Source organism: Variovorax sp. LjRoot290, assembly GCF_964253985.1.
In the GTDB taxonomy this organism is placed as follows: domain Bacteria; phylum Pseudomonadota; class Gammaproteobacteria; order Burkholderiales; family Burkholderiaceae_C; genus Variovorax.
Map to the genome: position 1 here is coordinate 2,869,308 of NZ_CAXURW020000001.1, position 11,718 is coordinate 2,881,025.

Genomic DNA, 11,718 nt, shown 5'->3' on the forward strand with positions numbered 1-11,718 from the left:
GCGTTGCGCAGCACGATGCCGAGCGCTGTGCTAGCGATGGCGCCGCTCAGGTCTTGTAGTGCAGCGCCCAGAGCCAGAGCGGCCGCGGCGTCAGCAGCATCGAGAGCACCAGGCCCGCGCGAAGGGAAAATCTCTCCCGCCAGGGAACATCGGGCGAAAGGAAGGCTCGCCATGCGTTCATGCGTTCGCCATCCCGCGCATAGCGCACGGCCACCACCAGCATGTATCGGTTGAAGCGCTTGCGCTTCGCGGCTTCCATTTCGGGGGGCACGCGCAACTCGCGCGCCAGCTCGTAGGCCCGGTGAGCGTCGACGCCGCGCCCGGCGCTCGTGACGGATCCGGCCTGCACCCTGTAGCGGGACACGGTTTGCCCAATGAAGCGCGCCCAGCCGCCGTTGTTGGCCAGACGCACCGAAAAGGCCAAGTCCCCCACGTTGCCGTCGCGTTCGCCGCGCATGTATTGCAGATAGGTCGCCCTCTCCACCAGGAAGGCATCGGGGGGGATGGATTCCGTCAAGCACCACTCCCACACCGGCCGCGTCGCGCCCGGGCCCTGTCTGCCGAACCACTGGTCGCTGGCGGCGGATCGCTCGGGGTCGACCACGCCCGCCGCGTCCATGATCAGGTGCGTGCCGAACCACAGCTTCACGCGCGGATCGGTCTCGCTGACGCAGGCATTCGCCAGCAGGCTCAGTGCACCGGGACAAAGCTGGTCGTCGTTGTGCAGGAAAAGCAGATGGTCGAACTTCGCCCGCGAAGCCAGGAACCATTGGTTGGGGTAAGTCCCCTTGGACGGCTCGCTCGGCAGATATTCGATGAGCTCCGCCAGGCCGCTCGCCGCGATGACCGCCTGGTTGCTTGCCCAGTAGGAGCGCGGACTGTCGTCGCCGATGATGATCTCGCCGATCAGCGAGCGGTCCTGCTGCGCGATGCTGCCCAGCGCCTCACTCAACTGTTCCGGCCGCGCGTAGGCCGGGATGAGGATGGAGATCAACACGGCGCAGCCGATGCCAGCGCTGCATGCTGCTCCAGAATCAGCCGCACCGCGGAGATCACGTCGCCGACGTCCTGATCGCTCAGCTTGGCCGAGATCGGCAGCGAGACGGTCCGCCTGCCCACGCGCGTGGCATGCGGCGTGTCCTCGGGCCGCCAGCCGAAGTTTTGCTGATAGTAAGGATGCTCGGTCAGCGCCAGGTAGTGCACGCCGACGCCGATGCCCTGCGCCGTCATGGCGTTGAGGAAGTCGTCGCGCGAGATGCCGCAACGCGCCGCGTCGATCTGCACGTTGAAAAGATGGTGCGCGTGGCGCGTGTCCGGCGCCGGCTTCGGGGGCAGTGCCAGCGGAAGGTCCGCCAGTTCGTCGCCGTAGCGCTTCCAGATGGCCTTGCGCCGCTGCCAGTAGACCTCCACGCGCGCCAACTGCTTGAGGCCGATTGCCGCCTGCAGGTCCATCATGTTGTATTTGAACCCGGCTTCGACGACGTAGTAGTGCTTGTAGCCCTCGTCGCCGAAGCGCTTCCACGCGTCCTTGCTCATTCCGTGCAGGCCGAGCACCTTGATGCGGGCGGCGTCCTCCTCCTTGCGCGCCAGGACCATGCCGCCCTCGCCGGTGACGACGTTCTTGGTCACGTAGAACGAGAAGCAGCCGAAGTCGCCGATCGTGCCGACGTTCTGGCCGTGGTACTGCGTTTCGATGGCATGCGCGCAGTCCTCGATGACCTTGAGTTCATACTGCCGCGCCAGCGACATCAGCTCGTCCATTTCGCAGGGCCGCCCTGCAAAATGAACCGGCACGATGGCTCGCGTGCGCTTGCTCACCTTGGCGCGCACCTGCGCCGGATCGATGTTCAGCGTGTCGGGATCGATGTCGGCCAGCACCGGCGTCGCTCCGGTATGGATGATGGCATTGGCCGTTGCGCAGAAAGTCAGCGGCGTGGTGATGACCTCGTCGCCCGGCCCGACGCCGGAGGCCAGCAAGGAAAGATGCAGGGCGGCGGAGCAGGAGTTCAGCGCAACGGCATGCGCGGCGCCGCGGTACAGGCCGAACTCATGCTCGAACTGCGCCACCCGCGGACCTGTGCCGAGCCAGCCCGATCGCATGACGGCCTCGACCTCCAGAATCTCGTCCTCTTCGATCTTCGGGGAACCGAAGATCAAGAAATTGTCCTTGCTTCGTATCGGCATCGAGTCCCCCGCTTACGCGGACAAATGCTTCTGCTCTTGAGTCGAACACTAGTACGAAATGTCGCACCCTCAACAGTATGTGATGTCGGACAACTGCTCGCCTTGCCATGGCAGTTGCGCGGTATTTCAGAACAAGGACGCGGTATCGCTCTGCGGCCTTGCGCCTTCGATCATCAGCATCTTGAGCTTCGCCGTCGCACCGCCGTGCGCCGAGAAACCGCCGGGCTTTCCGCCGGCGGCGAGCACGCGATGGCAGGGCACCACCGGCGCGAAAGGGTTGTGGCCCAGCGCCTGGCCGACGGCGCGCGCCAGGCCCTTGTCGCCGAGCTCGGCGGCGATCTCGCCGTAGCTGCGCGTGCAGCCCGGCACGATGCGGCGTGCGATCTCGTAGACGCGGCGATGGAAGTCGGAGACGCCCGCGTAGTCGAGCACGATCTCCGCCAGGTCCAGCGGCTCGCCCGCCATCAGGGCGCGAATCGAGGCCGTCGCCCTCAGCACTTCGGGCGGCGGCTCGGTCTCGTTCAACTGCGCAAAACGCCGCAGCATGCGCGCTCGCGTCGCGCCCTCCCCGACCTCGGGCAACTGTACGCCGACGATGCCGCGCGGACCCCAGGCGATGCCGCAGGCGCCGATGGCAGTGTCGAACAGTGCGAAACCGGTGTCGTTCATCTCAACCCGGGCAGGCGTTCGCCGTCACGCTGCGTGCGATAGCGTCGGCCAGCTTCGCCGTAGTGCGCTGGGCGCCGCGTGCCAGCGCATCGATGCCGGCACCCTCGACCGGCTCCGACAGCGAGCGCTGGCAAGCGAGCGACGGTCCTTGATCGCCGCGGCGCACGGTCCAGCTGAAGCCGGCATCGACGCGGCTGCCTTGCACCGCATCGAATTGCCGCAACTGCACCGCGATGCGCGTCACGGCCTGGCCGCGCGGCGATCCGCTCTTCGTTGCATCGACAGCGCCGAGGCGGCCCGCGATGCCGCTGCTCAAGGCGTCGCGCAGTTCGTTCTCAAACGAGGAGGACCAGCGGTGCTCTTCGAGGATGTCGACCTGCGGCCCGTCGATGGCGGCCTTCTGCCGTACCACCAGCTGCGGGCGCGCGAAGCGCTCGGGCATGGCCACCGGCGCGAGCTCGACGAAGGCAGGCGCCGTGCCCGACGCGGGCATCGCGCCCGGCGTCGCATCGGCCAGGCTGTAGTACTGCGGCGCGGTGCTGGCGCAGCCCGCCAGCAGCACGGCAGCGAGCAAGGCCGCCGCCCGGGTGTTTGTCGTTCTCATTTCTTCTTGTCCTCCGGCTTGCCGCGAATCAGCGATTCGGGGTGGCGTTCCAGGTAGTCGGTCAGGATGCGCAGCGACCCGGCCGCGCGCGTGACTTCCTGCAGCGTCTGGCGCATGTCCTGCTGCAGCGGCGAATCGTCGGCCAGCGTCTTGTCGGCGGCGTTGAGCGTCTTGCGCACATCCTTCATGGCGGCCGTCATCTCGGGTGCGACATCGTTGTTCAGCCGGCCTGCAAGCTGCTCGGCGCTGCCGAGCGTCTTGTTGAGCGTGACCAGTGTCTTGCGCAGGTCGGCGCCGATCTCCTCGAAGGGCACCTTGTTGAGCTTGCTCGCGATCTCGCCGATCTGCGCCTGGATCTCGTCCAGGCTGTTGGGCACCGTCGGCATCTCGATCGGGTTCTGGTTGATGTTGATCTTCGCCGGCGGCGCCTTCGGGAAGAAGTCGAGCGCCACGTACACCTGGCCCGTGAGCAGGTTGCCCGTGCGAAGCTGCGCCCGCAGCCCCTTGTTGACCAGGAAGCGCAGGCGCTCCGTCTGCGCGTAACGCGACTCGTCCGGCTCGTTGCCCGCGCCGCGGCGCAGGCGATCGGGGTAGACCTGGATCAGCACCGGCATCTTGAACTGGTTCTCCTGGCGATCGAACTCGACGCCGATGGACTTGACCTCGCCGATCTCCACGCCGCGGAAGTCGACCACCGCGCCCGGCGACAGGCCGCGCAGCGACTGGTTGAAGTACAAGAGCAGCGTCTGCGAGGGCCCGTCCGGTGCCTTCATCGCCGCGGTTTCGTCGGCGGCCAGCGTGAACGCGGCGTTCTCCTGCGCCGCCGGACCCATCGCATCGTCGGGCGCCTGGAAGGCGATGCCGCCCAGCAGCACGGTGGCCAGCGACTGGGTGCGCAGCTTGACACCGCTCGCGCTCAGCTCCACGTCGAAGCCGCTCGCATGCCAGAAGCGCGTGTTGACGCCGACGAACTTGTCGTAGGGCGCATTGACGAACACGCGCAGCGTGACCCCGCGGCCGTCGCCGTCGAGTTCGTAGGCCGCGAGCTGGCCCACCTTGATGCGCCTGAAATACACCGGCGAGCCGATGTCGAGCGAGCCCACGTCGCGGGCGCGCAGCAGGTACTGCCGCCCCGAGGCATCGCGCGTGACGATCGGCGGCACCTCGAGCCCGGTGAACTCGCCGGCCGTCTCTTTCGAGCTGCCGGCGTCGGCACCGATGTAGGCGCCCGACAGCAAGGTGCCTAGGCCCGAGATGCCCGAGGTGTCGAGCCGCGGCCGCACCACCCAGAAGCGCGTGTCCTCGGCGGTGAAGCTCTTGGCCTCTTTCGTGAGCTGCACCAGCACGCGCACATGCGAGCGGTCGCCGGCCAGCCGAATGGTCTGCACCGTGCCGATCTGCACGTCCTTGTACTTGACCGCGGTCTTGCCGGCCTCCAGTCCCTCGGCGGTCTTGAAGGTCAGCACCACTTCGGGCCCGCGATCGAGCAGGATGCGCGCGACCAGCGCGATGCCGACCAGCGCCGCCACGATGGGAATCAGCCAGATCAGCGAGGGCAGCCAGTTGCGGCGCTTCACGACGACCGGTTCGGCCAGCGAGGGCGCCGACGTCTTGTCTTCATCGCTCATTGGAGTATCTTCGTGCTTCGCACTGCGGTGCGAGCTTGCTTGGAGCGGCCCGGCGCAGCGCTCATGCGGTTCTTTCGTTTCTTGCGTGCATGTCGTGTGCGGGCTCCGTTTCGTTCATGACGTCCTCGCTGTCCCAGGTGAGGCGCGGATCGAAGCTCAGCGAGGCCAGCATCGTCAGCACCACCACCGCGCCGAAGGCGCCGATGCCGACGCCGGCGGTGATTTCGGCAAAACCCTGGATGCGCACCAGGCCGGCGAGCAGCGACACCACGAAGACGTCGAGCATCGACCAGCGGCCGATCACCTCGAGGATGCGATAGAGCCGCGCGCGTTCGAGTTGCCCGGCGGGGCGGTGCCGCTGGGCCATGTAAGCCAGCAGCATCAGCGCGGTCAGCTTGAACAACGGCACCAGGAAGCTGGCGATGAAGATGATCGCCGCCAGCCCGTAGGCGCCGGAGACCCAGAAGTAGATCACGCCGCTCAGGATGGTGTCGTACTGCGTGCCCAGCAGGCTCTTGGTGATCATCACCGGCAGCAGGTTGGCCGGCACGTACATGATGCAGGCCGCGATCAGCAAGGCCCAGGTGCACTGGATGCTGTGAGGCTTGCGGCGATGCAGGTGCGTGCCGCAACGCCCGCAGGCCTCGCCCTCCGCGGCGCCCTGCCAGACCGTGCCGCAGTGGGGGCAGCTCAAGAGCCCGAGCTGCGCCGCTGTCCTGATCGGCGCCGTTGCCGTCATGCCTTCTGCCCCGGCCGCGGCTCGAAGGCCATTTCCCAGAAGGTGCGCGGATTGAAGGACAGCACCGCCGTCAGCAGCACCGTGAGGCCCATGAAGGCCCACAGCGCCGGTCCGGCCACCACCTGCGCCAGGCTCGAGAGCTTGACGATGGCCACCAGCACGCCGAGCAGAAAGACCTCGATCATTCCCCACGGCCTGAGCGACTGCAGGATCCGCACCAGCACGCCGAAGCCGGCGGGCCGCCGCTCGCGCGCCATCGGCACCAGCAGGTAGAACAGGATGCACAGCTGCAGCAAGGGAAAGAGGATGGTGGTGCCCAGCACCAACAGCGCCACCACCGACATGCCCTCGGTGCTGAGCACGATCACCGCGCCGGCCAGCGTGGTCTCGCTGCTGAGGCCGCGCAACTCGATCTCGACGATCGGAAACAGGTTGGCGATCGCGAACAGGATCAGGCTCGCCACCGTGAGCGGCAGCACGCGCGCGCCCTGGTCGCCCGCATGCCGGTCGAGCTCGGTGCCGCAGCGGGCGCAATGCGAGACTTCGCGCGGGCGCAGCGGCGTGCGGCGGTAGACCGCGTCGCAGCCCTCGCAGACGATGGCGTCGGGAACTTCCTTCATGGTCGTGAACGGCTATTGTCCGCGAGCCGCGTCGACAGGTAGTCGAGCACGGCGCGCACCCGCGCCGGCAGGCGGCCCGGCTTGCCGAGGTAGACGGCATGCACCGGCGTCATGTCGCGCGGATTGAATTCCTCCAGCACCGGCACCAGGCGGCCGGCGTCGATGTCGGGCTGGATGTGATAGAGCGAGAGCCGGCCCAGCCCGACCCCCTCCATCACCAGCCGGCGCAGTGTTTCTCCATCGCCGGCACGCACCGAGCCCACCACCGGCATCTCGACCACGCGCCCGTCGACCGCGAGCGGCCAGTCGGGTGCGCTGCGGTGGTAGCTGGAACCGATGCGGTTGTGCGCCTCCAGCTCCTGCGGCGTGCGCGGCGTGCCGTAGCGTTCCAGGTACGCGGGCGAAGCGACGATGGCCTGGCCGGTATCGAAGAGATGGCGCGCCACCAGGTCGGAGGGCGGCAACGGACCCCAGCGGATCGCGATGTCGGTGCGCTCGTCCATCAGGTCGACCACGCGGTCGGTCAGCACGATGTCCAGCGTCACCTGCGGATGCAGTTCCAGAAAGCGCGGCACCAGCGGCATCAGCAGGCGGTGGCCGAAGGAGATGCTGGCGTTGATGCGCACCCGCCCGCGCGGCGCGGCGCCGGCCGCGGCGCAGCGCTCGGCCTCGTCCATGTCGGCCAGCACGCGCACGCTGCGCTCGTAGAAGTTCTGGCCCTCGGGCGTGAGCTGCAGCTTGCGCGTGGAGCGGTGCACCAGTTGCGTGGCCAGCCGCGCCTCCAGCCGCGCGACCAGCTTGCTGATGGCCGAAGGCGTCATGCCCAGCACGCGCGCGCCGGCCGAGAAGCTGCCGCGGTCGACCACCTGGACAAAGGCTTCCATCTCGCCGGAGCGGTTGACCTCGATGCGCGCCATATGTGAATTCAAGTCACAGTTGTGTGTCCGAGCGGCATTCTAGTCACGCAAGCCCAGCGCCCGCACAGTACGAGGCATCATGCCCATCGCTCTTCTCGCCCTCACCGCCGGTGCCTTCGGAATAGGCACCACCGAATTCGTCATCATGGGCCTGCTGCTGCAGGTCTCGGCGGATCTTCATGTCTCCATCGCGGCCGCCGGCCTGCTGATCTCGGGCTATGCGCTCGGGGTCGCGGTCGGCGCGCCGCTGCTCACCATCGCCACCCGCCGCGTGCCGCGCAAGACCGTGCTGCTCGCGCTGATGGCGATCTTCACGCTCGGCAACATCGCCTGTGCGCTGGCGCCCAGCTACGAGATGCTGATGGCCGCGCGCGTGATCACCTCGCTCGCGCACGGCACTTTCTTCGGCGTCGGCTCCGTCGTTGCCACCGGACTGGTCGCTCCGGAAAAGCGCGCCTCGGCGATCGCAATCATGTTCACCGGCCTCACGGCCGCGACCATGCTCGGCGTGCCGGCCGGCGCCTGGCTGGGCCTGCAGTTCGGCTGGCGCTCGACCTTCTGGGCCGTGGCGCTGATCGGCGTCTTCGCCCTCGCCGTGCTCGCGGTCTTCGTGCCCCGCGATCGGGCCTCCGACAAGCAGGCCCCCGCCTCGCTCGCCGACGAACTCGCGGTGCTGGCCCGGCCGCAGGTGCTGCTCGGGCTCGCGATGACGGTGCTCGGCTTTGCCGGCGTGTTCGCGGTGTTCACCTACATCCAGCCGCTGCTGACCCGCATCACCGGCTTGTCCGAAGCGGCGGTGTCGCCGACCCTGCTGCTCTTCGGCGGCGGCCTCGCGGTGGGCAACATCCTCGGCGGCAAGCTGGCCGACCGCGCGCTCATGCCGGCCGTGCTGGGCACGCTGGTGGCGCTCGCCGTGGTGCTGGCCGTGATGCAGCCGGCGCTCCACTCGGGCGTGACGGCGGCGCTCTTCGTCGGCCTGCTCGGCATCGCTTCCTTCGCCACGGTCGCGCCGCTCCAGCTGCGCGTGCTCGAGAAAGCATCCGGCGCCGGGCAGAACCTGGCGTCCAGCCTCAACATCGCGGCCTTCAATCTCGGCAATGCGCTCGGCGCCTGGGTCGGCGGCATGGTGATCGACCGCGGCCCGGGGCTCGGCGCACTCGGCTGGGTCGCCGCGCTGCTGACGCTGGCAGGCCTCGCGATCGCGCTCTGGAGCCGTGCGCTCGACCGGCGCGAGCTGCCGCTAGCCTGCGCGCCCGCACGCACCTGAATCATTCATTCCAACTGCAAGGACTCGTCATGGAACATCGCTATCTCGGCAACTCCGGCTTCAAGGTGCCGGCCCTCGGCTTCGGCGCCGGCACCTTCGGCGGCCAGGGTCCGCTCTTCAGCGCCTGGGGCAACACCGACGTCGCCGGCGCGCGCCGCATCGTCGACATCTGCCTCGAGGCCGGCGTCAATCTCTTCGACAGCGCCGACGTGTACTCGAGCGGCGCCTCCGAATCGATCCTCGGCGCCGCGGTGCAGGGCCGGCGCGACAAGGTGATCCTCTCGACCAAGCTCTCGCTGCGCGCGGGCGACGGGCCGAACGACGTCGGCTCCTCGCGCCATCACCTGATCGCCGGCACCGACGCCGCGCTCAAGCGCCTGGGCACCGACTACATCGACCTGCTGCAGCTGCACGCCTTCGATGCGATGACGCCGGTCGAGCAGGTGCTGCGCACGCTCGACGACCTCGTGCGCGCGGGCAAGGTGCGTTACATCGGCGTCTCCAACTTCTCGGGCTGGCAGTTGATGAAGTCGCTGGCCGCGTCGGACCGGTTGGGCCTTTCGCGCTACGTCGCGAACCAGACCTACTACTCGCTGGTAGGACGTGACTACGAATGGGAGCTGATGCCGCTCGCCATCGACCAGGGCGTGGGCGCGATCGTCTGGAGCCCGCTGGGCTGGGGCCGCCTGACCGGCAGGATCCGGCGCGGCCAGCCGCTGCCCGCGGGCAGCCGGCTGCACGACACCGCCGGCTTCGCGCCGCCGGTGGACGACGAGCGCCTGTACCGCGTGGTCGATGCGATGGACCAGGTGGCCGAGGAAACCGGCAAGACCGTGCCGCAGATCGCGCTCAACTGGCTGCTGCAGCGTCCCACCGTGGCCAGCGTGCTGATCGGCGCGCGCGACGAGGAACAACTCAAGCAGAACCTGGGCGCGCTCGGCTGGCAGCTCACGACGGAGCAGGTCGAGAGACTCGATGCGGCCAGCGCGGTCACGCCGCCCTACCCCTACTACCCCTACTGGAACGGCCAGTTCGCCGAACGCAGCCCGATCGCTGTCTAGGTCTGTTCGATCGTGCCGAAGTTGCTCTCGGCGTACGGCGACTGCGTCGCTGCATTCACCAACTGCACCCGGTTGCGCGCCGCGAAACGGCGCCGCAGCTGGCGCATGTGGTAGTCCACCGTGTGCGCCGACAGGTGCAACCGGTAGGCGATCTCCTTGTCGCTGCGCCCCTGCAGCAGGTGTTCGAGGATGTACTGCTGCGTGGTCGACATGCCTGACATCTCGGCCCGCGCCGCCGGCGGCGCGGCCGGCACGCGCGCGTGGCGCGACAGGTATTCGTGCACGCTGAGACCCAGCATCAGCGACTGGCCGACCACGCTGTCCGTGATCCAGCCGCGGCTCGGTGCGCTGGACGACAGGCTGATCACCGTGTGCTCGTTCACGTGCGTGGGCGAGGCCAGGCGCAGGAACAGGCCGCTCCTGATGCCGTTCGCGCGAAGGTCGTCGAGAAAGCGGCGGCGGCGTCCGCTCGGATCCGGGTTCACCGGCGACGCCTCCAGCTGGTCGATGTCCCACAACAGCGGCAGACTGGAAGCGGGCGCATCCCGGTACCGCGTGTCCACCTCGTAATGGCGCTGCGAAAAATAGCGCTGCGCCCACTCCCGGTTCGCATAGCCGGTGAAGAAGCTCAGCGGCCACGGCTGCCCGCGCAGGTAGGTGATCGTGCCGTAGCCCAGCCATTCGAAGCCGATCGCATGCAGCATGCCGCGCACCAGGCGCACGCGCGCCTCGCTGCTGCCGGCGTCCAGCAGGTCACCGACGATGCCGGACGCTTCGGCGAGCCGCCCCATCGTTTCCGGCAAGCACAACTGCGCCTCCGAATACAGCTGCGGCACCGGACCGCCATGCAGGCCACCGTCGTTCGGCGGCGGCGATTCGTGAATCGGCGTGCCCGGCAGCGATGCCGCGGCCGCACGTTGCAACAAGGAAGACAGCATCATGTTGATGACCAGTCGACGCCGTCGATTGCCCGGCGATAAGAAAAGAGTTCTCGTTGGCCCGGCGACGCCGCGACTTGTGCAGCAAATTACCAAAGGCCGGCTGCGCCGCCTTGTAAATTCTTAACGTCGACACAACCAGGCGATAAATTCGGGCCTCGATGGAACTCCTTGCTTCCTCCTATTGGCGAGATGTCGACCTTGCAGGTCTTCAATTCACCGCCAATCGATTCCTGCAGCGCGAAATCCGGCCGCACAGGCACGGCGGCTTCACGCTCTCGGTTTCCGACACGGAGTTGCGCGTGCGAACCATCGCCGGCATCACGGTCGTGCCGCCGGGCACGCTGCTGCGCATCGCGCCGCACGTGTGGCATTCGGTGCAGGCGCGTTCCGCGCCCTGGCGGGAAGACGCCATGTACTGCAGCTTCGCCGTCGCGCGCTGCGTGAACCCTTCGCACGACATCGTGCGAACGGCGCGGGAGGAAGGCGATGCAGCGGTATCGATCTTTGCGCAGGCCACCTCGGCGCGCGAGTTCATCGAATGCCATCGGCTGCTGTACGAAGCGGCGCACTCCGGCAACGAGGAAATCGGTGCGGCCGGCCGCTCCCTGCTGCGCCAGCGGCTGGCGCAATGGATTCCGCCGCAGGCCGCCGCAGCCCGGACGCACGCGCGCGACTACGCGGTCACGATCGACAGCGGCGACGATCGCGTGAACCGGCTCTATGAGCTGATCGCCAAGGGCTTTCGCCAGCGGCTCACGCTGGACGCGCTGGCCGATGCGGTGGGCTGGCACCCGGTACATCTTCAGCGCCGCTTCAAGAGCGCCTTGGGATTCACGCCGCACGAGCTGCTGGTGGGCCACCGCGTCGAGTACGCACGCGACCTCCTCGCCGGCGGTGCGCGCGTGATCTACGCGGCGCATGCCGCCGGCTTCAGCGACCAGAGCCACCTGCACAAGACCTTCCTCAGCACCTACGCCGTGACGCCCGGCGAGTACCGCAGGCTCTCGGTGCACGATGCCTTGCAGCCGCCCTCGGCGAGGAACGGCATCGTCGAGGACCACGCAGCCGCGGGATAGGCCGCCAGCGAT

At 68.1% G+C, this 11,718-nt stretch carries 12 protein-coding genes; 3 read left to right on the forward strand and 9 right to left on the reverse strand.

Annotation, left to right across the window (positions count from 1 at the left end; all coding sequences use genetic code 11):
• Positions 1-46: 46 nt before the first annotated feature.
• The 8 genes from ACSQ9A_RS14405 to ACSQ9A_RS14440 form a co-directional block, all read right to left on the reverse strand.
• Positions 47-997: a glycosyltransferase family 2 protein gene (locus tag ACSQ9A_RS14405; protein WP_436304113.1), complete on the reverse strand. Its 951-nt coding sequence runs from the start codon at positions 995-997 to the stop codon at positions 47-49.
• Positions 991-2,157, reverse strand: a complete 1,167-nt coding sequence (locus ACSQ9A_RS14410; protein ID WP_436304114.1) for a DegT/DnrJ/EryC1/StrS family aminotransferase — start codon at positions 2,155-2,157, stop codon at positions 991-993. Before ACSQ9A_RS14410 ends, ACSQ9A_RS14405 begins: the two co-directional genes overlap by 7 nt.
• Positions 2,158-2,310: 153 nt before the next feature.
• Positions 2,311-2,853: a methylated-DNA--[protein]-cysteine S-methyltransferase gene (locus ACSQ9A_RS14415; RefSeq protein ID WP_436290321.1), complete on the reverse strand. Its 543-nt coding sequence runs from the start codon at positions 2,851-2,853 to the stop codon at positions 2,311-2,313.
• A gap of 1 nt (position 2,854) precedes the next feature.
• The gene (locus tag ACSQ9A_RS14420; protein WP_436290320.1) at positions 2,855-3,457 is read right to left on the reverse strand and encodes a PqiC family protein; all 603 of its coding nucleotides are present in this window, start codon (positions 3,455-3,457) and stop codon (positions 2,855-2,857) included.
• Complete coding sequence (locus ACSQ9A_RS14425; protein WP_436290319.1) at positions 3,454-5,085, reverse strand: intermembrane transport protein PqiB; 1,632 nt, start codon at positions 5,083-5,085, stop codon at positions 3,454-3,456. The genes ACSQ9A_RS14420 and ACSQ9A_RS14425 overlap by 4 nt, the downstream gene beginning before the upstream one ends.
• 61 nt (positions 5,086-5,146) lie before the next feature.
• Complete coding sequence (locus tag ACSQ9A_RS14430) at positions 5,147-5,824, reverse strand: paraquat-inducible protein A (RefSeq protein ID WP_436304115.1); 678 nt, start codon at positions 5,822-5,824, stop codon at positions 5,147-5,149.
• Positions 5,821-6,444, reverse strand: a complete 624-nt coding sequence (locus ACSQ9A_RS14435) for a paraquat-inducible protein A (RefSeq protein WP_214693937.1) — start codon at positions 6,442-6,444, stop codon at positions 5,821-5,823. The genes ACSQ9A_RS14430 and ACSQ9A_RS14435 overlap by 4 nt, the downstream gene beginning before the upstream one ends.
• Positions 6,441-7,361 (reverse strand): LysR family transcriptional regulator, encoded by a 921-nt coding sequence (locus ACSQ9A_RS14440; protein WP_436306298.1) that lies wholly within the window; start codon positions 7,359-7,361, stop codon positions 6,441-6,443. The genes ACSQ9A_RS14435 and ACSQ9A_RS14440 overlap by 4 nt, the downstream gene beginning before the upstream one ends.
• 79 nt (positions 7,362-7,440) lie before the next feature.
• On the opposite strand from ACSQ9A_RS14440, the gene ACSQ9A_RS14445 reads away from it, so the two are divergent.
• The gene (locus tag ACSQ9A_RS14445; protein WP_436304116.1) at positions 7,441-8,628 is read left to right on the forward strand and encodes an MFS transporter; all 1,188 of its coding nucleotides are present in this window, start codon (positions 7,441-7,443) and stop codon (positions 8,626-8,628) included.
• Positions 8,629-8,657: 29 nt separating this feature from the next.
• On the forward strand, positions 8,658-9,689 hold the full coding sequence (locus tag ACSQ9A_RS14450; protein WP_436304117.1) for an aldo/keto reductase: 1,032 nt from the start codon (positions 8,658-8,660) through the stop codon (positions 9,687-9,689).
• On the opposite strand, the gene ACSQ9A_RS14455 is transcribed toward ACSQ9A_RS14450, so the two are convergent.
• Positions 9,686-10,630 carry an autoinducer binding domain-containing protein gene (locus ACSQ9A_RS14455; RefSeq protein ID WP_436304118.1) on the reverse strand — a complete coding sequence of 315 codons (945 nt, stop codon included), beginning with the start codon at positions 10,628-10,630 and terminating at the stop codon, positions 9,686-9,688. The two genes, ACSQ9A_RS14450 and ACSQ9A_RS14455, sit on opposite strands and share 4 nt — an antisense overlap.
• A gap of 158 nt (positions 10,631-10,788) precedes the next feature.
• On the opposite strand from ACSQ9A_RS14455, the gene ACSQ9A_RS14460 reads away from it, so the two are divergent.
• Entirely contained in the window at positions 10,789-11,706 is a 918-nt protein-coding gene (locus ACSQ9A_RS14460) for a helix-turn-helix domain-containing protein (protein WP_436304119.1), read from the forward strand.
• Positions 11,707-11,718: the final 12 nt, after the last annotated feature.

Excerpts from the sequence above, each read along its gene's own strand:
- ACSQ9A_RS14415 (WP_436290321.1), bottom strand. The coding sequence starts at position 2,853 with ATGAACGACACCGGTTTCGCACTGTTCGACACTGCCATCGGCGCCTGC.
- ACSQ9A_RS14420 (WP_436290320.1), bottom strand. The coding sequence starts at position 3,457 with ATGAGAACGACAAACACCCGGGCGGCGGCCTTGCTCGCTGCCGTGCTG.
- ACSQ9A_RS14425 (WP_436290319.1), bottom strand. The coding sequence starts at position 5,085 with ATGAGCGATGAAGACAAGACGTCGGCGCCCTCGCTGGCCGAACCGGTC.
- ACSQ9A_RS14430 (WP_436304115.1), bottom strand. The coding sequence starts at position 5,824 with ATGACGGCAACGGCGCCGATCAGGACAGCGGCGCAGCTCGGGCTCTTG.
- ACSQ9A_RS14435 (WP_214693937.1), bottom strand. The coding sequence starts at position 6,444 with ATGAAGGAAGTTCCCGACGCCATCGTCTGCGAGGGCTGCGACGCGGTC.
- ACSQ9A_RS14440 (WP_436306298.1), bottom strand. The coding sequence starts at position 7,361 with ATGGCGCGCATCGAGGTCAACCGCTCCGGCGAGATGGAAGCCTTTGTC.
- ACSQ9A_RS14445 (WP_436304116.1), top strand. The coding sequence starts at position 7,441 with ATGCCCATCGCTCTTCTCGCCCTCACCGCCGGTGCCTTCGGAATAGGC.
- ACSQ9A_RS14450 (WP_436304117.1), top strand. The coding sequence starts at position 8,658 with ATGGAACATCGCTATCTCGGCAACTCCGGCTTCAAGGTGCCGGCCCTC.
- ACSQ9A_RS14455 (WP_436304118.1), bottom strand. The coding sequence starts at position 10,630 with ATGATGCTGTCTTCCTTGTTGCAACGTGCGGCCGCGGCATCGCTGCCG.
- ACSQ9A_RS14460 (WP_436304119.1), top strand. The coding sequence starts at position 10,789 with ATGGAACTCCTTGCTTCCTCCTATTGGCGAGATGTCGACCTTGCAGGT.